The 21,895-nt window shown below is 68.4% G+C and carries 21 protein-coding genes; 11 read left to right on the top strand and 10 right to left on the bottom strand.

Annotated elements, in window-relative coordinates; translation table 11 throughout:
- The first annotated feature begins 90 nt into the window (after positions 1-90).
- Positions 91-726 carry a LysE family translocator gene (locus ACIA8G_RS38395; RefSeq protein WP_396423690.1) on the top strand — a complete coding sequence of 212 codons (636 nt, stop codon included), beginning with the start codon at positions 91-93 and terminating at the stop codon, positions 724-726.
- Positions 727-729: 3 nt separating this feature from the next.
- Here ACIA8G_RS38395 and ACIA8G_RS38390 read toward each other — a convergent pair whose 3' ends face one another.
- Positions 730-1,638: a hypothetical protein gene (locus ACIA8G_RS38390; RefSeq protein ID WP_396423689.1), complete on the bottom strand. Its 909-nt coding sequence runs from the start codon at positions 1,636-1,638 to the stop codon at positions 730-732.
- 51 nt (positions 1,639-1,689) lie between these two features.
- Entirely contained in the window at positions 1,690-2,136 is a 447-nt protein-coding gene (locus ACIA8G_RS38385) for a GNAT family N-acetyltransferase (protein ID WP_396423688.1), read from the bottom strand.
- A 53-nt stretch (positions 2,137-2,189) separates the two neighbouring features.
- Here ACIA8G_RS38385 and ACIA8G_RS38380 point away from each other — a divergent pair, with 53 nt between their 5' ends.
- On the top strand, positions 2,190-4,403 hold the full coding sequence (locus ACIA8G_RS38380; protein WP_396423687.1) for a tetratricopeptide repeat protein: 2,214 nt from the start codon (positions 2,190-2,192) through the stop codon (positions 4,401-4,403).
- Here the strand turns inward: ACIA8G_RS38380 and ACIA8G_RS38375 are convergent.
- From ACIA8G_RS38375 to ACIA8G_RS38365, 3 genes are read right to left on the bottom strand one after another with little or no spacing between them, the layout of a single operon-like run.
- On the bottom strand, positions 4,384-5,106 hold the full coding sequence (locus ACIA8G_RS38375; protein ID WP_396423686.1) for a S1 family serine peptidase: 723 nt from the start codon (positions 5,104-5,106) through the stop codon (positions 4,384-4,386). The two genes, ACIA8G_RS38380 and ACIA8G_RS38375, sit on opposite strands and share 20 nt — an antisense overlap.
- A gap of 22 nt (positions 5,107-5,128) precedes the next feature.
- Positions 5,129-5,902, bottom strand: coding sequence for a S1 family peptidase (locus ACIA8G_RS38370; protein ID WP_396423685.1), 774 nt, complete (start codon positions 5,900-5,902; stop codon positions 5,129-5,131).
- A gap of 15 nt (positions 5,903-5,917) precedes the next feature.
- Entirely contained in the window at positions 5,918-6,940 is a 1,023-nt protein-coding gene (locus tag ACIA8G_RS38365; protein WP_396423684.1) for a M48 family metallopeptidase, read from the bottom strand.
- Between the two features lie 69 nt (positions 6,941-7,009).
- Here ACIA8G_RS38365 and ACIA8G_RS38360 point away from each other — a divergent pair, with 69 nt between their 5' ends.
- The 5 genes from ACIA8G_RS38360 to ACIA8G_RS38340 all read left to right on the top strand — a co-directional run bounded on the left by ACIA8G_RS38360 (position 7,010) and on the right by ACIA8G_RS38340 (position 13,561).
- A complete protein-coding gene (locus tag ACIA8G_RS38360) occupies positions 7,010-7,903 on the top strand; it encodes an alpha/beta hydrolase (protein WP_396423683.1) in 894 nt (297 codons plus the stop codon).
- Between the two features lie 34 nt (positions 7,904-7,937).
- Complete coding sequence (locus ACIA8G_RS38355; protein WP_396423682.1) at positions 7,938-9,812, top strand: ABC transporter ATP-binding protein; 1,875 nt, start codon at positions 7,938-7,940, stop codon at positions 9,810-9,812.
- Positions 9,809-10,441 carry a CatB-related O-acetyltransferase gene (locus tag ACIA8G_RS38350; RefSeq protein WP_396423681.1) on the top strand — a complete coding sequence of 211 codons (633 nt, stop codon included), beginning with the start codon at positions 9,809-9,811 and terminating at the stop codon, positions 10,439-10,441. The genes ACIA8G_RS38355 and ACIA8G_RS38350 overlap by 4 nt, the downstream gene beginning before the upstream one ends.
- 85 nt (positions 10,442-10,526) lie before the next feature.
- Positions 10,527-12,407, top strand: a complete 1,881-nt coding sequence (locus ACIA8G_RS38345) for a patatin (protein ID WP_396423680.1) — start codon at positions 10,527-10,529, stop codon at positions 12,405-12,407.
- 125 nt (positions 12,408-12,532) lie between these two features.
- Positions 12,533-13,561 (top strand): hypothetical protein, encoded by a 1,029-nt coding sequence (locus tag ACIA8G_RS38340; RefSeq protein ID WP_396423679.1) that lies wholly within the window; start codon positions 12,533-12,535, stop codon positions 13,559-13,561.
- Here ACIA8G_RS38340 and ACIA8G_RS38335 read toward each other — a convergent pair.
- Complete coding sequence (locus ACIA8G_RS38335) at positions 13,534-14,328, bottom strand: SAM-dependent methyltransferase (protein WP_396423966.1); 795 nt, start codon at positions 14,326-14,328, stop codon at positions 13,534-13,536. The genes ACIA8G_RS38340 and ACIA8G_RS38335 overlap by 28 nt on opposite strands.
- Positions 14,329-14,486: 158 nt before the next feature.
- Here ACIA8G_RS38335 and lon point away from each other — a divergent pair, with 158 nt between their 5' ends.
- Positions 14,487-16,838, top strand: coding sequence for an endopeptidase La (lon, locus tag ACIA8G_RS38330; RefSeq protein WP_396423678.1), 2,352 nt, complete (start codon positions 14,487-14,489; stop codon positions 16,836-16,838).
- A gap of 57 nt (positions 16,839-16,895) precedes the next feature.
- Here lon and ACIA8G_RS38325 read toward each other — a convergent pair whose 3' ends face one another.
- The 4 genes from ACIA8G_RS38325 to ACIA8G_RS38310 form a co-directional block, all read right to left on the bottom strand.
- On the bottom strand, positions 16,896-17,372 hold the full coding sequence (locus ACIA8G_RS38325; protein WP_396423677.1) for a hypothetical protein: 477 nt from the start codon (positions 17,370-17,372) through the stop codon (positions 16,896-16,898).
- A 66-nt stretch (positions 17,373-17,438) separates the two neighbouring features.
- On the bottom strand, positions 17,439-17,912 hold the full coding sequence (locus tag ACIA8G_RS38320) for a hypothetical protein (RefSeq protein ID WP_396423676.1): 474 nt from the start codon (positions 17,910-17,912) through the stop codon (positions 17,439-17,441).
- 17 nt (positions 17,913-17,929) lie between these two features.
- Positions 17,930-18,379 carry a hypothetical protein gene (locus tag ACIA8G_RS38315; protein WP_396423675.1) on the bottom strand — a complete coding sequence of 150 codons (450 nt, stop codon included), beginning with the start codon at positions 18,377-18,379 and terminating at the stop codon, positions 17,930-17,932.
- A gap of 66 nt (positions 18,380-18,445) precedes the next feature.
- Positions 18,446-19,126 carry a polysaccharide deacetylase family protein gene (locus ACIA8G_RS38310; protein WP_396423674.1) on the bottom strand — a complete coding sequence of 227 codons (681 nt, stop codon included), beginning with the start codon at positions 19,124-19,126 and terminating at the stop codon, positions 18,446-18,448.
- A 182-nt stretch (positions 19,127-19,308) separates the two neighbouring features.
- On the opposite strand from ACIA8G_RS38310, the gene ACIA8G_RS38305 reads away from it, so the two are divergent.
- The 3 genes from ACIA8G_RS38305 (at position 19,309) to ACIA8G_RS38295 (ending at position 21,799) form a co-directional block, all read left to right on the top strand.
- Positions 19,309-19,836, top strand: coding sequence for a YbhB/YbcL family Raf kinase inhibitor-like protein (locus ACIA8G_RS38305; protein ID WP_396423673.1), 528 nt, complete (start codon positions 19,309-19,311; stop codon positions 19,834-19,836).
- A gap of 111 nt (positions 19,837-19,947) precedes the next feature.
- Entirely contained in the window at positions 19,948-21,321 is a 1,374-nt protein-coding gene (locus ACIA8G_RS38300; RefSeq protein WP_396423672.1) for a mycothione reductase, read from the top strand.
- A gap of 64 nt (positions 21,322-21,385) precedes the next feature.
- Complete coding sequence (locus tag ACIA8G_RS38295) at positions 21,386-21,799, top strand: hypothetical protein (RefSeq protein WP_396423671.1); 414 nt, start codon at positions 21,386-21,388, stop codon at positions 21,797-21,799.
- Positions 21,800-21,895 lie beyond the last annotated feature (96 nt).

The raw sequence follows: 21,895 nt of genomic DNA, 5'->3' as shown, positions 1-21,895 counted from the left end.
CGGTCACCAACCGTAGCGATCGCGCTAGGACGACGTCAAAACCGGAGATTCTCGTGTTAGTGTCCCGTCAGGCCGAAGATTTTACGGCCAGTGGCACAGATCACGGGGGTATCGACGGTGTTGTTCGACTTCGGCCAGGTTCCGGCCTTCCTCATCGCGTGCGCGGTCGTCATCGTGACCCCCGGTGTTGACGCGTTCTTGTTGCTGCGCACGTCGTTGCGCTCCGGCACCCGCGCCGGACTGCTGGCGCTGGCGGGCATCCACTCGGCCGCCGCGGTCCAGGTGGCGCTGGTGATCTCGGGCCTCGGCGTGGTGCTCGCGCAGTACCCGATGGTGCTCACGGCACTGCGCTGGATCGGTGCCGGCTACCTGCTCTACCTCGCGGTTTCCATCACGCGAGGGCTGATCAAGCGCTCCGGCGGCGAGCCGGAGGAGGTCATGAGCAACCGGCCGTTCCGGCAGGGCTTCCTGACCAACATCACGAACCCGAAGATGATCCTGTTCTCACTGGCGTTCCTGCCGCAGTTCATCGGATCGGGTGAACCGGCACCGCAGCTCGCGATGCTCGCCGTCGTGTTCCTCGGACTCGCCGCCGTGTGGGAGCTGATGATCGTGCTGGCCGCTTCACGGGTGGCCGGTCGGCTGCACCGGCCCGGTGTGACGACCGCGCTCGACGCGGTGTGCGCGGCCGTCTTCCTCACCATGTCCGTCGGGCTGGTCCTCTAAGGCTCACGCGAGGCGGAGATACCACCTCTGATGCTGCGAGCTCGGGCCGAAGGGGTCTTTCTCGAACAGCATCAGGCGCGGATCGCTGGGCGTGAGGTAGGTGCCCTTGGCCACGTTGCGGATCAGGTGACCGCCGAACAGATCCGGCCCCTCGAGCCGCCACTGCTGCGCCGGATCGGCCACCGCGCAGTTCCCGAGCAGGTCGACGTCGTACCTCGTCGCCGGCTTCGGGCGCAGGCAGACATCGCCCGCCCGCAGCTGGAACGCGCCGCCGCCCAGCTCGACCCGCTGGAACGCCGAACCGGGACACGAGCCCACACCCGCGCCGTCCGCGCAGGCAGCCACCCCTTCGACTGTCCCCCGCCCCGAGCTCTCCAGCGTCACGAGGGCACCGGTGGTGTCGGACAGTGGCGGCACGCTGCCGACCTCGGTCACCACCCACCGCTGGTGGTCGGTGTCCTCCGGGTCGTTGGGGATGATCTTGAGGTCGGGGATGAGGTCGTAGATGACCGTGTCGGCGTACGCGGACAACCCGCCGACCTTCAGCTTCGTCGCCCCGGACGCGTCGGACACCAGTTCCCAGCGCTGGTACCTGTCGGTCTCGTCGCACGGCTCGGTGAGCAGGGACTGCCCGCCGTCGACGCACCACCGGTTGGCGACGTTGCGCAGGTGGAACTGGCCGTTCGGCAGGCCGACCCGCTCGAACCGCTGGGTCGCGGCGCCGGTGCAGCCGGCCATCTCGAGCTGGAAGTACTCGGGCGCGCCCGCCGTCATGCACTGGCCGCGCGCCACGTTCTTCAGCTCGATGATCGGGTTCCCGGCGGGCTCGGCGCTCGCGGAAACGGTGGTCATCGCCCCCAGGGTGAGCGCGGCCGCGATGGCGGCGACGACACCCGATGATCTTGCAGTCATACCCGCACGCTACGGAGCACGGACCGGTGCCCGCCGGGGTTTTCCAGAAGGTCAGGCCGTCCGGACGCGCAGCTTGGGCACCATTCGGCCGGGGATCGAACCCGACGGGCTCTCCCCGATCCGCTCGGCGCCCATCCTGAGGTAGAAGCCCTCGGCGTACGGGTCCGAGTCGACGTCGAGGTGCTCGTGCCCGGCGGCGGCAGCGGTGGTCATCGCGTGCTCGAACAGGAGCCGGCCGAGGCCGGTGCCGATGTGGTCCGGGCGCACCCACAGGTTGCCCAGCTCACCGGCCGGAGGCTCACCGTCGAGGCTGTAGAAGCCGATCACCGCACCGTCTGCTTCGGCGACCACGATGTGCCGTCGCACCACATCGTCCGCGGTGTAGGTCAGCTCATCCCGGACCGCTGCCAGGAACTCCTCGTCGTAGCCCCAGTGGGCCTTGGCGGCCTGCGCGACCTCGCTCACCACGCCCGCGTCGTCCGGCCTGGCTCGCCGCATCGTCACCATGCTCGTCAGGCTCGCACGTTCGAAAGATCTCTACGATCGAATTTGTGGCGGATCGACTGCAGGCTCTACGCGACGCGCTGACCGCGCGCCCTGGCGAGCCCGTGTCGTTCGACGTCCTGGTCGCGGAGGTCTGGCCGGACGAGGCACCGATGCACCCTCGCGCGGCGCTGCGCACGCTGGTCAGCAGGCTGCGCGCCACCGAGCAGGTGATCACCGAGCCGACCGGGTACCGGCTCGTGCCCCGGCCGCCCGCGCCCTGCCAGCTGCCCGCCGACCTGCCGGACTTCGTCGGCAGGAAGGAGGAGATCGCGAGGCTGGAGCTGGTCGACGCGCCGGTGCGGGCGATCACCGGCCTGCCCGGCGTCGGCAAGACGGTGCTCGCGATCAAGGAGGCGCACCGCCTGCGCGAGCGGTTCCCGGACGGGCAGCTGTACGTCAACCTGCGCGGCTACTCCACCGGCCCGTCGATGACGGTCGACCAGGCACTCGCGCGGTTCGTGAAGGCGCTGGGCGGCGGGCAGAACGACGACTACCGCGAGCTGCTGCGCAACCGGCGGGTGCTGGTCGTGCTCGACAACGCGACCGCGGACGTGATCGCGCCGCTGCTGCCGGACACGCCCGGCTGTGCCGCGTTGATCACCAGCCGGCCGGATCTGCCGATGTTCGCGCAGGTCAAGCTGGGCGTGCTGGCCGACGAGGAAGCCCGCGAGCTGCTCAAGGGCATGCGCGTCGACGGGGACACGAGCGAGCTGATCGCGTTGTGCGGGCGGCTGCCGCTGGCGTTGCGGATCGCCGGCGCGAACCTCGCCGGGCGGCACCTGCCGGACTACGTCGGGGAACTCCGCGAGCACCGGCTGGCGGCGTTGGAGATCGAGGACGACGACACGGCCGTGCAGGCGACGTTCGACCTCTCCTACCGGAAGCTGTCGGCACGGGCGCGGCGGACGTTCGACTTCCTCGGCGCGGTGCCGGGCCCCGACCTCCCGCGCGGCCTCGCCGACACCGCGATCGACGAGCTGGTCGCCGCGAACCTGGTGCAGCGCAACGGCGATCGCTACCAGCTGCACGACCTCATGCGCCTCTACGCCCACGCACGGACCACAGTGGACGACCGGCGCGCGGTCTTCGAGTGGTACCTCAAGCGCGCGGACGGGGCCGATGCCGAGCTGAACGCCGGCTTCACGCGCCTCCTGCCGGCCGGGCCTGACCGCGTGCCGTTCGCGAGTCGCGAAGAATCGATGGCCTGGTTCGAGACGGAACGGCTCAACCTCGTCGCACTCGCCCAGGACCAGCCCGACGCCGCGCTGGTCGTGGCGCTGCGCGGATATCTGCTGCTGTCCGGGTACTACGCCGAGCTGCGCACGATCGCCGACGCCGCGCTCGCCGGGGAGACCGGGCAACGAGCGGCGGCCATGCACGTGTGCCTGTCGTACCTCGACTGGCGGTCCGGCGAACACCTGTCCGCGATCCGGCACTGCGAGCAGGCGATCACCGAGTTCCGCGCCGCCGGGCGGGAGGCGGAGCAGGCGACGGCGCTCAACATCCTCGCCGGCATCTATCACGACATCGGCGAGCTCGACCTGGCCCGCGAGCACCTCAGCAGAGCGCTCGAGCTGTACGGGCCGAACTCGATGCGCGCGCAGCTCATCGGCGGCCTCGGCAACCTCGGGCTGCTGGAGCTGGAGCTCGGCCGGCTCGACTCCGGTGAGGAGGCGCTGCGCCGGTCCGTGGCGCTCGCCAGGGAGATCGACGACATCCAGCACACGTCGAACGGGCTCAACAACCTCGCGGTGGTGCTGGCGGCCCAACGCCGGTACGAGGAGGCCGCGGCGGCGTTCCGCGAGGCGCTGGAACTGTCGCAACAGCACCGGATGCGGCCGGTCGAGATGTCCGCGCGGATCGAGTACGCGGAGCTGCTCATCGCGACCGGCAGGCCGGAGGAGGCCCGCGAGCACGCCGAACGCGCGCTGGAACTGGCCGGAGACGACGACCTGTTCATCGAGGTCGACGCGTGCCTCGTGCTCGCGGAGGTGAACCGTTCGATCGCCGAGTTCGACGCCGTGCTGCAACGCGCGAGGGACGCCGAGTTCCGCATCATCGAGGTGCGCGCGCTGGCGGGCAAAGCCGCGTTGCTGCACGAGCACGGCGACTCCGCGGCGGCGATCGCGTTGTGCGACAAGGCGATCGAACGGGCGGAGAGCGCCGGGCTGCGTTACCGGGCCGATCTCGTCAGGGCACTCAGCTCAGGTATGTCGTGACCCGCGTGTAGACGCCGGGCGTGTTCGGCCGCGCGCACCCGATGCCCCACGAGACGATGCCCGCGAGCCTGCCGTCGACCACGAACGGGCCGCCGGAGTCGTCGATGCACGCGTCGACACCACCCTCCGGGTAACCGGCGCAGAACATGGCCTTCTCGTCGTACCGCACGTACGCCGCGGCGCACTGGTCATCCGCCATGATCGGAATGGATGCCTTGTGCAGCAACGGACTCTTGTTCGTGTCGCCCTCCGCCAGCCGGCCCCAGCCGTACACGACGCCGACCTTGCCCGCCGCGTACGCCGCCGTCGTCGCGGCGATCGGCAACGTCGCGTACGGCATGGGGTCCGCGAGCCTCAGCAACGCGATGTCCTTGCCGCGTGAGGGAGTCGAGTAACCGTCCGCGATCTGGTACCTGCGCGCGACCGACGTGCTGCCGCCGTCGGTGCGGAGATCGAGCCTGCCACCGACGACGGTGATCGCGCCGGGTTGCCGGCCGTGGACGCAGTGCGCGGCGGTCACGACGAGATCGGCCGCGACGAGCGCGCCGCCGCAGAACTGATAGCCCGACGACGTCGTGAGCGCGACCATCCAGGGTGCCTCACCGGCATCGGTCACCGGCGTGCCACCCACGACTCTGGCATCGCCGTGGGCCGGGGTCACCGTGATCACGAGCAACGCCAGAACCGCGGTCAGCAGACGCATGGAACCCACTGAACCGAGGGGTCTAGCGCTCGACAACTCCAGTCGGCAGAGCATCCACGACCGAGTGAAGATCCTTCGAGTACCGGGCGACCCGGACGTAGACGCCGGGCTTGTTCTTCCGCGCGCAGCCCTCGCCCCACGACGTGATGCCGACGAGTTTGCCGTTCGCGACCAACGGCCCGCCCGAGTCGCCCTGGCAGGTGTCGACCTTGCCCGCGGCGAAACCGGCGCAGAACATGTCCGACCGCACGAACTGCGGATAGGTCTCCTCGCAGAAGGCGTCCGGCAGCACCGGGAGCGTCGCCTGCAGGAGGAAGCGGGACGTCTTGCCGTTCTCGCTGGTCCGGCCCCAGCCCAGCGCCCTGAGTTCGGTGCCGGGCTGGTAGAGGGCCCGGTCGGTCAGGTCGGCGATGGGCAGCGGGGGGTACTCCAGCGGCTTCTTGAGGGTCAGCACCGCCACGTCCTCGCCCTCGTCCGCGGCGCTGTACTGCTTGTGGATCCAGATGTCCGCGGGCGTGACCGAGACCCCGGAGTCGCGGTCCTGCTTGTCCTCGCGGCCGGCGACGACCCGCAGCTCACGCGGTGAGCGGCCCAGCGCGCAGTGCGCCGCGGTGAGCACCTTCGTCGGCGCGACGATGGTGCCACCGCAGAACTGGGCCCCGTTGTCGTCCGTGAGGTAGACGACCCACGGATTGACCTCGATCTTGGCCCGCTCACCGCCGATGATCTGTTCACCGGCGGTGGCGGTCCCACTTGTGATCAACAGCGCCAGGAGAGCTACCGCGAGTCGTCTCATGACTCCACATGGTAGCTACTCGGCTGGGCCATTCGGACTAACTTTGCTCCAAACCTTGCCCGCCGCGCCCATGACGGACTCGCCGATGTCGTTGATCGTCTTGATCAACGGGTCGGCGGAGTTGCTCATGGACTCCTTGTACGACCGGGCGGCGGACTTCACGTCGTCCGTGAGGTTGGTCGCCGGCCTGTCGTCCTCGCGGCGCGCGTACGTGCCGGTCAGGATCTCGCGGTACTCCTCGCTCGCCGACCAGCGCTGCAGCTCGGCGGCCCGAACCACGACCAGCGGGTGCGAGCGGTGCTCGGTGTGCAGGAGCTTGAGGAGGCTGTCGCGGATGTCCTCGACCTCCTCGTACTCCTTCGCCTGAGCGAGGAACGACGCGATGTCGACCTGCCCGCCGAGGTCACCCGCCAGCGCGAGGTGCGTGCGCAGCGCCGCCTGCGGGTCCTGGCAGGCCAGCAGGCCGGCCCGGTCGCAGGACAGCTCGGTCTTGCGCTGCCACTCGCGCAACGCGGCGATGACGCCGCGCATGGCGATGGCGCCCGCGGGCACCCAGGCGAACGACGTCGTCAGGTCGATCAGCCTGCGCAACAGCGTGTTGTAGAGCGCGTGGCCCGACATCACGTGGCCCGTCTCGTGACCGATGAGGAAGCGCAGCGACTCGTTGTCGAGAAGGTCGACCGCGCCGGTGCTGATCACGATGAACGGCTTGTCGATGCCATAGGTGAAGGCGTAGGCCTGCGCGCTGCGCTCCACGTAGAGCTCAGGCGCCTCGTCGAGGTCGAAGGTCGCCGCCACCTCGTTGCGGATGCGGTCGAGCTGCGGGTACTGCTTCGGGCCCACCCGGACCGAGGAGGCGACCTGAAGCAGGCGCTCACCCCGTTCGGAGAAGGCTCCGGCGACCGCCTTGAGGATCGGTGCCACGGCGGGCACCGCCCTCAGCACCGCGAGGGCGCCTCGGTCGGCAGGATGTTCATAGGCGCGTGGGCTGATGCCCAGGAACCGCACCCTCGATGACTGCTCAATATCCCCCGTCACTCCCCCAGGTTAGACACGATCCGGACAAGGCTGCACGAAATCTGACCTGGACCGTTGCAGACTGGCCCGGTGAGCGACGAAGACACCACTGTTCTGCCGTTGCGCGGCGGGGCCTCAGCGACCCTGGTCCGCCGCCGTGCCGTCGAGGCCGACCGCGGGGCGATCCTCTACGTGCACGGCTTCGCCGACTACTTCTTCCAGGAGCACGTGGCCGAGCACTACACGGCCCAGGGCTACGACTTCTACGCCGTCGACCTGCGCGGATACGGCAGGTCGCTGCGCGATGGCGAGGTGCCGAACTACACGACGGACATGGCGGTGTACTTCGAGGAGATCGACGCCGCGGTCGCCGCGGTCCGTGAAGAACACTCGCGGGTCGTGCTGATGGGCCACTCGACCGGGGGCCTCACCACGTCGTTGTGGGCGCACGAACGCCGCTCCAGCGACCTGATCAACGCCCTGGTGCTGAACAGCCCGTGGCTCGACGTCGTCGAACCACCGTTCGTGCGCCAGGTGGTGCGGCTGCTCGGGCAGATCGCGCCGAAGGTGAAGATCCGCGCGAACCTCGGCGAGGCGTACGGCGACTCGATCCACAACTCGCGCAAGGGCGAGTGGGACTTCGACCTCAAGTGGAAGCCGCTCGCGGGTTTCCCGGTGCTCGCCGGGTGGATCCGGGCGATCCTCGTGGCGCAGGAGAAGGTCCACAACGGACTCGACGTGCGGGTGCCGGTGCTGCTGCTGCACTCCGACAAGAGCATGTTGAACGCCAAGGAGTGGAGCGAGGACGTCGCCAGGGCCGACGCGGTGCTGGACGTCGAGGGCATGAAGAAGTGGGGTCCGAAGATCGGACCCTCGGTCAAGGTCGTGGAGATCAAAGCCGGTCTGCACGACCTGTTCCTCTCGCCTGAGCCAGTGCGTGCGGCGGCTCTGGCGGAGGTGGACGAGTTCCTCAAAACCGCTTGACCTGTACGTAGGTCGAAGTTCGAGACTGGTGCTCATGAACATCGACTTCAACGCCTGGTACGCGCTCGAGAGCGCTATGCAGGACGAGAAAAATCGCCGCGTGAGCCGGGCGACGTTGAAGCGCGTCGCCCGGTTCGCCCGCCCACAGCAGCGGGCCATCTTCGCGCTGCTGGCCACCAGTTCGGTAGCGGCCGTGCTCGCCGTGGCCTCGCCGGTGCTGGCCGGACGGGTCGTAGACACCATCATCGGCGGCCGTGATCTGGGGCTGGTCGTGTGGCTGGCGCTGGCGATCGCGGGCGTGGCGGTGCTGGAGGCCGGTTTCTCGCTGGCCGAGCGGTGGCAGTCGTCGCGCGTCGGCGAGGACCTGATCCTGCGGCTGCGACAGTCGGTCTTCGACCACGTGCAACGGATGCCGATCGCGTTCTTCACCCGCACCAGGACCGGCGCGCTGGTGTCGCGGCTGAACAACGACGTGATCGCGGCGCAGCGGGCGTTCTCCGAGACGATCTCCGGCGTGGTCACGAACATCATCGCGCTGGTCCTGACCCTGATCGTGATGCTGACGCTGTCGTGGCAGGTCACGCTGCTGGCGATGGTGCTGCTGCCGATCTTCCTGATCCCGGCGCGGCGCATGGGCAGGCGGCTCGCGTCGATGCACCGCGAGGCAGCGGACCTCGACTCCGCGATGACGACCCAGATGACCGAGCGCTTCTCGGCGCCGGGCGCGACGTTGATCAAACTGTTCGGCCGGCCCGCGTTGGAAAGCATGGAATTCGGCGCGCGGGCGAGGCGCGTGCGTGACATCGGAGTGCGAACCGCGGTGGCCCAGTGGCTGTTCCTGGTGGCGTTGACACTCGTGTCCGCGCTGGCGTTGGCGCTGGTCTACGGCCTGGGCGGGTACTTCGTCTTCGCCGGTCAGATGGCACCGGGCACGATCGTGACGCTGGCACTGCTGCTGACCAGGCTGTACGCGCCGTTGACGGCGTTGGCCGGCGCACGGGTGGACGTGATGACCGCGCTGGTGTCGTTCGAGCGCGTCTTCGAGGTGCTGGACCTGCCACCGTTGATCAAGGAGAAGCCGGACGCCGTGTCCGTGCCGGACGGCCCGGTGTCGGTGGAGTTCTCCGACGTCCGCTTCGCCTACCCGTCCGCGGACAAGGTCTCGCTGGCCTCGCTGGAGGAGGTCGCGACACTCGACACCCGAGGCGGCGACGAGATCCTCGGCGGAATCTCCTTCGTAGCAGAACCGGGTTCGCTCATCGCACTGGTCGGCGCGTCGGGCGCGGGCAAGTCGACGATCGCGTCTTTGGTGCCACGCCTGTACGACGCGGACTCCGGTCTGGTCCGACTGTCCGGTGTGGACGTAGCCGACCTGTCGTTCGACTCGATCCGCGAGACCGTGGGCATGGTGACGCAGGACGGACACCTGTTCCACGAGTCGATCGGCGCCAATTTGAGGCTCGCGGCGCCCTCCGCATCCGACGAGGAACTGTGGGACTCCTTGCGCCGAGCCAGGTTGTTCGACCTGGTGTCGTCGTTGCCCGACCAGCTGGACACCGTGGTCGGTGAGCGCGGATACCGCCTCTCCGGCGGTGAACGGCAACGCCTGACGATCGCCCGTCTGCTGCTGGCCAAGCCACGCGTGGTGATCCTGGACGAGGCAACGGCCCACCTGGACTCCCGTTCGGAAGCGGCGGTGCAGGAGGCGTTGGTCGAGGCGCTGGCCGGACGAACGTCCCTGGTGATCGCACACCGGCTCTCCACGATCCGGGCGGCGGACCAGATCCTCGTCGTGGATCGCGGGCAGATCGTCGAGCGTGGTACGCATGAGACGTTGCTGGCACTGGAAGGCCACTACGCCAAGTTGTACCGCACGCAGTTCAGCGAAGAGCCGATCGGAGCACCGTGACCATCCCCTCGCCGGACAACCTCTACCCGTTGCCGGACATAGCGCGCACGGTGCTGCTCAAGCCGTTGGTGAAGAACCCGCAGATCGAGATCGGCGAGTACACCTACTACGACGATCCGCACCACGCTTTGCAGTTCGAGCAACGAAATGTGCTCTACAACTTCGGCCAGGAGAAGCTCATCATCGGCCGCTACTGCGCGCTGGCCGAGGGCGTGCGGTTCATCATGTCCGGCGCCAACCACCGCACCGACGGTGTGTCCACGTTCCCGTTCACGATCTTCGGCGGGGTGTGGGGTGAGAGGACGCTCGACATCGAGTTGGGGGCACCTAGTCGTGGCGACACGGTGGTGGGTAACGACGTGTGGATCGGTTACAACTGCCTGATCATGCCTGGCGTGCGCATCGGCAACGGCGCGATCATCGCTTCCGGTTCGGTGGTGGTGTCGGATGTTCCCGCGTACGGGGTGGTCGGTGGGAATCCGGGCAAGCTGTTGAAGAAGCGGTACAGCGAGGCTGAGATCGAGGTGCTGGAACGGGTTGCTTGGTGGGATTGGCCGGTGGAGAAGGTGACCGAGCACGTGCGCGTGATCATGACGGGCACGCCGGCGGATCTGGCCGCCTTGGCCTGATGGCTTCTCAACGACCCGAGATCGATTGGATGGCGTCCGAGTGAACTTTCACGACGCCCGGCCCTGATCACGCCACCATGAGCACATGGAGTACGACCGCTACTGCGACCTGACGATGCGCGGCGGCACAACCAGCGGAGTCGTCTATCCGCTCGCCGTCGCATCGCTGGCACGCCACTACGAGTTCAAGCAGATCGGCGGCGCCTCCGCGGGGGCGATCGCCGCGGCGTTCACAGCGGCTGCCGAACGCGGCCGCGCACAGGGCGGGTTCGAGAAGCTGACCAAGCTGATCGACTGGTTCACGTCGGGCTCGGGTGCGGAGCGGTGGCGCATGGCGCAGCTGTTCCAGCCCACCGAGAAGACCCGCGCGCTGTACCGGATCGTCGTGGCGACCATGCAGAAGCGCGAGACGACCGGGCGTAGTGCGGTGTCGTGCCTGTTCTTCGCGTTGCTGGGCGCGGTCGGGCTGCGAGCCAAGGCGGCGCTGGCGATGATGACGCTGCTGTGGCTCGGCGGGCCCGTGCTGTGGTCGGCCTGGCTCGCGCCCACGGTGTGGCCGCGGTGGCTCGCGGTGCTGGTGATCGCGCTGGCGCTGGCCTGCGTGCCGTTGGTGTTGTGGCGGTTGAGGAACTCCCTGCCGTGGCCTGCTTGGTTGTTCATCGCCGTGCCGTTGGTGCTGGGATTGGCTTTCTCGCGGCACTTCGCGACGGCGGCGGTCGTGCTGCTGGTGTGGCTGGTGCTGACGTTCGCGGCGGTCTCGGCGTTGACCGTCACCTACGTGCTGGCCATGCAGGCGTACATGAGGAACAACGCGCGGTCCATCCACTTCGGACTCGTACCGGGTACCGGTGACTTCACGCCGTCGTGGCTCGACCGGCTGGCCGGGGTACCCCGCTCAACCGGGGTGCCGCCGTTGGCCGACTGGATCGCTGACCAGCTCGACGAGTTGGCCGGGACCGATCACGCGTTGACGTTCGGGGATCTCGGCGACATCAACCTCGTGCTGATGACCACCGACCTGTCCGAGGGGCGGCCCTACCGGTTGCCGTGCGCCGAGGAGTGGGAGTACTGCGAGGAATGCCTCGGGTACGTCCTGCCGCGCCGGGTCGTCGAGCAGCTCAACGGTGCCCGCGCGGACCGGAAATGTCCGCTGCACCCGGCCATGCCGTTGCTGGCGTTGCCTTCCCGGGACCGGCTGCCGGTCGTGCTGGCCGTGCGGATGAGCCTGTCGTTCCCCGGCCTGATCGCCGCCGTGCCGCTGTGCCGCGACGGCCAGGTGCACTGGTTCTCCGACGGCGGTATCACCAGCAACTTCCCGATCCACTTCTTCGACTCGCTGCTCCCCCGCTGGCCCACGTTCGGCCTGAGCCTGCAGTCGTACCCGCCCGGCGACACCACCGAGGTGTGGCTGCCGGAACAGGACGCGTCGACCTCCGGCAGGCACTACGCGCCGCTGACGTCGATGCCGAGCTTCCTGTCGTCCATCCTGAACACCTTCCTGGACTGGCGCGACACCATGCAGTCCGCGCTGCCCGGCTACCGCGGCCGCATCGCCCACGTGCGCCAGGCCGACGACGAGGGCGGCGCGAACCTCTTCATGCCGCCCGCCACGATCCGCCGCCTCGCGTTGCGCGGCCAGCGTGCCGGCGACCTGTTGCGCGAGCGGTTCGCGCAGCAGCAGGAGACCGACCGCTACCGCTGGATCCGTCTGCGCATGGCGATGCGCGAGTACCAGGAGCTCGGGGTGCAGGCCTCGGAGCGCGAGGCGATGTACGACGAACTGCTCGAGCGGTTCCAGATTCCCGAGGCGCTGCACGAGTGGTTCCGCACTCCGCCGGCCGATGGTGATCCGTACCGGGCGGAGATCTCGGTGGCGCTCGACCACGTTGGGCGGTTGAAGGACGGCGGGCCGTTCGACGGGGTTCCGCCGGTGGATCCGGATTTGCGGCTGACTCCGCCGGAGTAGGCGCGCTAGCCTCAGAACATGACGCGATTTAGCCACCCCCGACCAGCGTGGGTGGCGCGCGCCTGATTCCCGTCGGTCGGGGGACTCCGAACACCCCAAGAGACCGAGCAGAAACGGGAAACCCCATGTACCGCACCGATGAACTAGTGCACGCCCTAACCGTCCGCGACCTCACCGACCCGACCCAGGGCCCGCACGCGATGCAACGGCTGATCACCGACCTCAAAGCAGCCCTGGACACCCCGAAGGAAGTCCGCCACCACCCGCTAGTACCGGTGGAACACAACTACGAACATCTCGGCTACCCGAAAGACGCGATCACCCGGGACGCCCGCTACACCCGGTACGTCAGCGAGACATGCATGCTGCGCAGCCACACCACAGCGATGATCCCGCCAGCGCTCAAAGACGCGACACCGGACGTCACGCTGCTGTGCCCCGGCCTCGTCTACCGCCGCGACACCGTCGACCGCCTGCACACCGGCACCCCGCACCAGCTCGACATCTGGCGGATCTCACGCACCCAAGAACCGTTGGAAGCACTCATCGAAACTGTCGTGAGCACCCTGCTGCCCGGCAAGCGCTACCGCACGATCGACGCCAACCACCCGTACACCACGCACGGCAAGCAGATCGACGTATGGCACGACGGCCAGTGGGTCGAGGTCGGCGAGTGTGGAAGGGCCGCGAAACACGTCCTCAAGCACCACCCGCACGGCCTGGCGATGGGGCTGGGACTGGACCGGATCCTCATGCTGCGCAAGGGAATCCCGGACATCCGCCTGCTGCGCAACACCGATCCCCGCATCGCCACCCAGATGCTGGACCTCGACAAGTACCGGCCGATCTCCCGGCATCCGGCGGCGATCAGGGACATCTCGGTCATGGCCGGCCAGCACGAGGACGCGGAGACGCTGGGTGACAAGATCCGCGCGCTCGTCCCGGAGGACGTGGTCGAGGAGATCGCGATCCTGAGCGAGACGAGGACCGAAGACCTGCCGGCACACGTCCGGCAACGGCTGGAGGCCAGGCCAGGTCAGAAGAACGTGCTCATCCGCGTGACGATGAGGGCGCCGGAACGCACCCTCACCGACCGCGAGACGAACGAGATCCGGGACCGTCTGCTTCAGGGCTTGCGGGCGACGGCGCCGTAGATGCTCGTGTAGTCCTCGAAGGAGTCCGGGCGCCAGTCGTTGACCGCGACGATGCCCGGCTCCAGCAGCTCCATGCCGTCGAAGAACTTGTTGACCTGCGCGTGCGTGCGCATGGTGAGCTGGTTGTCGGAGCTGCTGTAGATCTGGGCGACCTGGGCGGCCTCGGCCCGCTCCTCCTCGGTGAGCTGGTCCCAGGTGGCGTGCGTGATCGCCAGGTACGAGCCGGACGGGAAGGCGGACAGGTACTCGGCGACCTTGGTGTACGGGTCGTCGGCGTCCGGGACGAAGTGCAGGGCCGCGATGATCAGCACGCCGATCGGGCGGGAGAAGTCGAGCAGTTCGCGGGCGCCCGACAGCACGGTGGAGGTCGCCCTCAGGTCGGCCAGCAGGGCGTTGGCGTGCGGGTTGTCGGCCAGCAGCGCGTTGCTGTGCGACACCGCGACGGGTTCGACGTCGACGTACACCACTCGGGCGGACGGGTTGTCGTGCTGGGCGATCTCGTGGACGTTGCCCACGGTCGGGATGCCCGAGCCCAGGTCGAGGAACTGGTCCACGCCCTCGGACACGAGGTGGCGGACGACCCGGCGCAGGAACGAGCGGTTCGCCTGCGCGCTCTGCGCGACGCCGGGGAAGATCTGCTCCACCTGCTTGGCGGCGGCGCGGTCGGCTTCGAAGTTGTGCGAGCCGCCCAGGTAGTAGTCGTACATGCGCGCGACGCTCGGACGCGTGACGTCGACCGTGGACGGCACCCACTTCAGCTCTTCCATCACGGGCGCATCCTCGCTTGTGCGTACACGGGTGTCCACCGCCAGCAGTGCGAAGAGCGGTCGTGTCGGGGCTGCTCGCTGACAGCGAACACGTCGGGGGAACACCAGCTCGCTCCACTTGGTTGAGCGGTACAGACTCAACTTTGGAGGGTGACGAGATGGGCGAGACTCTGGCCCTGCCGGTACTGCCGCTGGACGACGTCGTGGTGCTGCCCGGCATGGTGGTGCCGATCCGCATCTCCGGTGCGGAGGCGAGCGCCGAGGCCCGTGCGGCCGTAGACGCCGCCACGACCGCGGCTGATCATCAAGTGCTGCTCGTTCCACGTCTGGACGGGAAGTACGCCTCGGTCGGCACGCTGGCCGAGATCGAACAGGTGGGCCGCCTGCCCGGTGGCGAACGCGCCGCCGTCGTACGCGGCACCAAGCGCGTGCGCATCGGCACGGGCACCACGGGGCCGGGCGCGGCGCTGTGGGTCAACGCGACGATCGCGGACGAGTCCGTGATCACCGACCGGACGCGGGATCTCGCGAAGCAGTACCGCGCTCTCGTGACGAACATCCTGCAGACGCGCGGCGCGTGGCAGATGGTCGACTCGGTTCAGCAGATCAGCGACCCGTCGGCGCTGGCCGACCTCGCGGGTTACGCCTCGTACCTCGACGAGAAGCAGAAGATCTGGCTGCTGGAGACCTCTGACGTCACCACGCGGCTGGAGAAGCTGCTCGAGTGGGGTCAGGCGCACCTGACCGAGCTGGACGTCAACGAGACGATCGCCAAGGACGTCAAGGAAGGCGTGGAGAAGCAGCAGCGGGAGTTCCTGCTGCGCCAGCAGATGGCCGCGATCCGCAAGGAGCTGGCCGAGCTCGACGGCAAGCCCGCCTCCGAGGAGGCCGACTACCGGGCCCGCGTCGAGGCGGCCGAGCTGCCCGAGAAGGTCGCCAAGGCCGCGCTCGCCGAGGTCGACAAGCTGGAGCGCACCTCCGAGCAGTCCCCCGAGGTGGGCTGGATCCGGACGTGGCTCGACACGGTCCTCGAGATCCCGTGGAACGAGCGGACCGAGGACGAGTACGACATCAAGGGCGCGCGGGAGATCCTCGACGCCGACCACGCGGGCCTGGACGACGTGAAGCAGCGCATCACCGAGTACCTGGCCGTGCGCAAGCGTCGTGCCGACCGCGGCATGGGTGTCGTCGGCGGGCGTCGCTCCGGTGCCGTGCTGGCGCTCGTCGGGCCTCCCGGTGTCGGCAAGACGTCGCTGGGCGAGTCCGTGGCACGGGCGATGGGCCGCAAGTTCGTGCGCGTGGCCCTGGGTGGCGTGCGGGACGAGGCCGAGATCCGCGGTCACCGCCGCACGTACGTCGGTGCGTTGCCCGGCCGGATCGTCCGCGCGATCAGCGAGGCCGGTTCGATGAACCCGGTCGTGCTGCTCGACGAGATCGACAAGGTCGGCTCCGACTACCGCGGCGACCCCACGGCGGCGTTGCTGGAGGTGCTGGACCCGGCGCAGAACCACACGTTCCGCGACCACTACCTGGAGGTCGAGCTCGACCTCTCGGACGTGGTGTTCCTCGCGACCGCGAACGTGCTGGACTCGATCCCGGCGCCGTTGCTCGACCGCATGGAACTCGTGCAGCTGGACGGCTACACCGAGGACGAGAAGGTCACGATCGCCAGCGACCACCTGCTGCCGCGCCAGATCGAACGCGCCGGTCTCACCACCGAGGACGTCACGTTCGAGAAGCCCGCGCTGCACCAGCTGGCCGGCGAGTACACGCGGGAAGCCGGTGTGCGGCAACTGGAACGGGCTCTCGCGCGGATCCTGCGCAAGCTGACCGCGAAGGTGGCCCTGGGCGATCTGGAGCTGCCCGTCACGGTCGACCAGCCGTCGCTTAGGTCGTACCTGGGCAGCCCCAAGAACACCCCGGAGTCGGCGGAACGCACCGCTGTTCCCGGCGTGGCAACGGGTCTGGCCGTCACGGGTGTCGGTGGGGATGTGCTCTTCATCGAGGCATCGCTGGCGCCCAAGGACACCGGCGCGTCCGGCGTGACGCTGACCGGTCAGCTGGGCGACGTGATGAAGGAGTCCGCGCAGATCGCGTTGTCGTACCTGCGTGCGCACGACGACAAGGCCGATGCGCTGGCCGACCGGGGTGTGCACATCCACGTCCCGGCGGGCGCGGTGCCGAAGGACGGGCCGTCCGCGGGCGTCACGATGACGACGGCGCTGGCGTCGTTGCTGTCCGGCCGCCCGGTGCGCCCGGATGTGGCGATGACGGGTGAGATCTCGTTGACCGGCCGGGTGCTGCCGATCGGTGGCGTGAAGCAGAAGCTGCTGGCCGCACACCGTGCGGGCATCACGACCGTGCTGCTGCCTCAGCGCAACGAACCCGACCTGGACGACGTGCCGGAGTCGGTGCGGGAGCAGCTCACCGTGCACTTCGTCTCGGACGTGTCCGAGGTGCTGGAGCACGCGTTGTCCGCCAAGGAGACTGCCGCAACCGTTGCGGCGTGAGTAGACCCCTCGTGGGGGCAGTAGCGGCGACTACTGCCCCCACGAGGCTTTTCCTAGCTACAGCCCAACGTCGATGACGAGCCGGTTCGGGTTCGTCAGCGTGAACACCCGGTGCCACGAGTTGGCGTTGCCGTAACCAACGGCGATGCCGAGCGTGGCTTCGAAGTCGCACGTGAGCGCGACACCGCGGACGTTGCTCAAGCCCGGCGTCGCGAAGTTCTGCGACCCGGTGTACGTCAGGTTCCCGTTGTCGTCGTGCGCGGCCGCACCGATCAGAGTGACCGACAGAATCTCCTGGATCCCGCCGCCCGCAACGGTGATCGGGTTGCCGGACGCGCAGTGCGACACGCTGGTGACCTCGCTGACCCGGTGCTCGGTCGGCAGGCCGGACAGGTCCAGGACCACCCGGCTGAAGCCGGCGTGCTGCCCGGTCCTGATGTTCGACAGCGTGGGCGTGCTTTGCGCCGACGCCAGCGGCGCCAGCGTGAAGACCGCGAGTACCGCGACCAACACCGCGGCAATACGTCTGTACATCTTGCAGCCCCCTCTCCAGGGCTCACTTGCTGCTCAGTTAGACGTGTGACTCAGGCCACAGTTGCGTCAGCGGTACGAGTAGACGTCGATGACGAGCCGGTCGGGGTTCGTCAGCGTGAAGACCTTGTGCCACGAGTCCGGGTCGTCGTACCCGATCGCGATGCCGAGCGTCGCCTCGAAGTCGCACGTGAAGGCGATGTTCTTGACGTTGGTCAAGCCCTGCGGCACGAAGTTGCGCGGCCCGGTGTACGTCGGGTTGAAGTTCTCGTCGTACGTCGCGGCGTAGTGGATCATCGTCTCGAGGATCTCGGTCCCCTGCACGGGAATCGGGTTGCCCGAGCCGCAGTCCGCGACCGCGGTGACCTCCCGCTGCACGCGGTCGTGCGGCTGCCCGTTCAGGTCGAGCACGATCCGCTCGAAATTGTTGTGCACGCCGGTCCGGATGCCGGTGAGCTGAGCCGGGCCGCTCGCCGACGCGGCCGGGGCGAACGTGAACACCGCGAGCACTGCGAGCAGCACCGCGGTCAGACGCTTCTTCATCTGACCCCCTGCGAACGTCAGCTGTTGGTGATGTCGACCACGACACGGGTCGGGTTGTCCAGGAACGAGATCTTGTACGCCCTGCCCTTCGTGGCGTAGCCGATCGCGAAGTCCAGGTGAGCCTCGAAGTCGCACGTGTTCGAGACGCTCCTGACCTTGGCGAGGCCGGGCGTGTTGAAGGCGCGCGGCCCGGTGTAGTTGTGCGCGTTCGCGGGCTGCATGCTCACCACGAGGAACTCGTCACCCAGCGCCGAGATCGGCTTGCCGGACGCGCAGTGCTCCAGCTGGGTCGTGCGGTACTCGGACACGCTCGGCCGCGGCCCGTTGAAGTCGAACACCACCCGGTCGAACCCGGCGTGCAGCCCGGTCCTGATGTTCGTCAGCTCGTTGCCCTCGGCCGCCGACGCGGCCGGCACGATGCTCATCGCCATCCCCACCGCGATGAGCGCTGCTGCGATTCGCCTCATCCTGCTTCCCCCTCTTCCAGGATCACTGTGTTGATATCGCACAGCAGGCGCCCCAGGTTGCCTCGACTACCCCAGGAAGTCCTCGAGCGGGACCGGCGTGAGCCCGTCCTGCTTCGCCCGGTTCAGGAACGCCGTGAAGTCCTCGACGAACGTCGTGCGGAAGTGCATGAGCACGATGTCGCCTGGCTTGAGCTTGTCGCCCTGCTGGAACTGCACGCGCCCGTCGTTGACCGCGGCCGTCCAGTTGACGAGCGCCTTGAACCCGCAGCTCGCGGCCGCCTTGCGGGTGGTCGCGTCGTAGTTGCCGAACGGCGGCCGGAACAGCGTCGGGCGCTTGCCGTAGTCGGCGGCGAGGAAGTCGGCGTTGCCGCAGATCTCCTGCTTCTGGAAGTCGAACGGCTTGCCGAGCAGGTTCGGGTGGTTCGTCGTGTGGCTGTGGATCGTGGCGGGCAGCTCTTTGAAGTAGTTCTTGTGCCCCTCGGCGTACTTGGTGTTGAGGAACAACGACGGCCACACGCCTGCGTTGATCATCAACTCGCGTGCCTTCGGATGCTGCACCGAGCCGTCGTCGATCGTGATGAACACATATGGCTTGTCCATCGGGATGTGCGTGACCACCGGCACCATGCCGTCCACGATCGCGGGCGCCTTCGCCTGCGACGTGCCGTACGCGTACGCCGGCTCGAACATCCGTTTGGGCTTCTCCGGCGTCGTTGTCGTCGGCGTGGGCGACGACGTCGTGAGCACGGGCCCCTCTTGCGGCTGCGTGGGCGGCTGTCCGCATGCCACCACCCCGGCAACCAGCACAAACGCAGCGATGAGCCGCAACCTCGACATCAAAATCTCCCCCTCCACGCGGAAGACGCCGCGCAGGCCCTCCTGGTTGCACGGAGATAGGCTCGAACTGATCACAACGAGGAGGAGTTCCGATGAGCCTCGAGCGCCCAGTCGCTCCCGACCCCTACCAGCTGCTCCCCCAGGTCGGCACGTTCGACGTCACCTCCACCGACGTGCGCGACGGCGAGCAACTCCCCGATGCCCAGGTCTTCGCAGGCGGCAACACCTCACCCCAGCTGTCCTGGTCCGGCTTCCCCGCCGGAACCCGCAGTTTCGTGGTCACCTGCTACGACCCCGACGCCCCCACCCCCTCCGGCTTCTGGCACTGGGTGGCGGTGAACCTCCCCGCCTCCACCACCTCATTGGACACCGGCGCGGGAGCCTCCGACGCCACACTTCCGGGTGAGGCATTCCACGTCCGCTCCGACTACAGCACCCGCGCCTTCGGCGGCGCCGCCCCGCCCAAGGGCGACCACCCGCACCGCTACTACTTCGTCGTCCACGCCGTCGACGTGGACGCACTCGACGTGGACGCCGATGCCTCGGCCGCCGTCGTGAGTTTCAACCTCGCCTTCCACACGCTGGCGCGCGCGATCATCACGCCGACCTACCAGCACTGAAGCCCGGCCTCTGCCCGGCGCACCCTCCGCGGGTGCGCCGGGCATCGTCGTAAGGGCCAGGTAAGACATCACCTGGGAACACCTCACCGGCCCAAGTGGTTGGATCGACACGTGAGGCACTTCGACCTGGTCATCATCGGCACCGGCTCCGGCAACTCCATTCCGAACGACGCGATGGCCGACTGGCAGATCGCGATCCTCGAGAAGGGGACCTTCGGCGGCACCTGCCTGAACGTGGGCTGCATCCCCACCAAGATGTTCGTCCACACCGCGGACCAGGCCGCAGCGCCTGCGAACGCCAAGAAGCTCGGCGTGGACGCGCACCTGGACGCGGTGCACTGGCCCGAGATCCGCGACCGCATCTTCGGCAGGATCGACCCGATCGCCGAGGGAGGCCGCAACTGGCGCGCCAACGAGAACGCGAACGTCACGGTCTACGAGGGCACGGCGAAGTTCCTCGACGCCCGCACCATCGACACCGGAACCGGCGAGACGATCACCGCCGACCGCATCGTCGTGGCCGCGGGCAGCCGCCCGACCGTCCCCGCGGTGGCCGACCTGGAAACGACCGGCTTCCACACCAGCGACAGCGTCATGCGCCTCGACGAGCTTCCCGAGAGCCTGATCATCCTGGGCAGCGGCTTCATCGCGGCCGAGTTCGCGCACGTCTTCAGCAGCTTCGGCGTCAAGGTCACCATGATCGCCCGGTCGAACCTGCTGCTGCGCCACGAGGACCTGGAGATCGCGGAGCGGTTCACCGAGGTCGCGAAGACGAAGTGGGACGTCCGCCTGCACCGCAAGACCACCCGCGCCGAGAAGACCGCGACCGGGGTCCGCCTCCACCTGGAAGGCCCCGACGGCGAGGAAACCGTTGAGGCGGCACAGCTCCTCATCGCGGTCGGCCGCCAGCCGAACACCGACCTGCTCGACGCGGCCAAGGCCGGCCTCGACCTGCACGACGACGGCCGGATCAAGGTCGACGCCTTCCAGCGCACCAGCCAGCCGCACATCCTGGCGCTGGGCGACATCAGCTCGGACTACCAGCTCAAGCACGTCGCCAACCACGAGTCCCGCGTCGTGCAGCACAACCTGCTGAACCCGGACGACCAGATCGAGAGCGACCACCGGTTCGTCCCGGCCGCGGTGTTCTCCAGCCCGCAGATCGCGAGCGTCGGCCTCACCGAGGAAGAGGCGAAGGCCAAGGGCATCCGGTACGTGACCTCGAGCCAGGCCTACGCGTCCATCGCGTACGGCTGGGCGATGGAGGACACGACAGGCTTCGCCAAGCTGCTCGCGGACCCGGCGACCGGGCAGCTGCTCGGCGCGCACATCATCGGGCCGCAGGCGTCGACGGTGATCCAGCCGCTGATCCAGGCCATGAGCTTCGGGCTGGACGCGAAAACGATGGCGCGCGGGCAGTACTGGATCCATCCGGCGATGCCCGAACTGGTCGAGAACGCGCTTCTCGGCCTGCCATTGGACTGAAGGCCTCAAGCGACAGGGACTTCCGCCGCTGCCGGGAAAGCGGTCAACCGACAACCATGCAGCGATGGCTGACAGAGTCCTCGTCGCGTACACCTCGAAGATCGCCGCCACCGACGAGATCGCCGAGATCATCGGCACCGAGCTCGCCGGCTGCGGGCTGAGAGTCACCGTGCTCGCGGTCGCGGCCGCGGAGACCCTGCACGGGTTCGGTGCGGTGATCCTCGGCGACGCCGCGGCCCGCGATGCGCATCGATTTGTGCGCCGGCACAAGGTTCCCCTCAAACACACGCCCATGTGGTTGTTCCACCGGGGCGCGCCGCCCGTACCGACCGACGTCACCCGCATGGTGCGCAAGCTCGGCGCCAGCGGGCCGATCAGCTTCGGCGGTGCGGCACCGGACTGGGACCGGGCGAAGGCGTGGGCCCGCTACCTCGCCGATCAGCTCACGGTGCTGCACCGCGGGTTCGTCTCGAACTAGGTGTACCTGGCCAACACGTTGGTGACGGTGTGTCGGCTTGATCATGGGTGAGGCCTCCGGGTGCGGTGGTGATTGCGAAGTCAGTCACCACAGCCG

The organism is Lentzea sp. NPDC051213 (assembly GCF_044455585.1).
Classification (GTDB): Bacteria; Actinomycetota; Actinomycetes; order Mycobacteriales; family Pseudonocardiaceae; genus Lentzea.
Note: the sequence above shows the minus strand (reverse complement) of the source record. Positions and strands in the feature narration are given on the sequence as shown.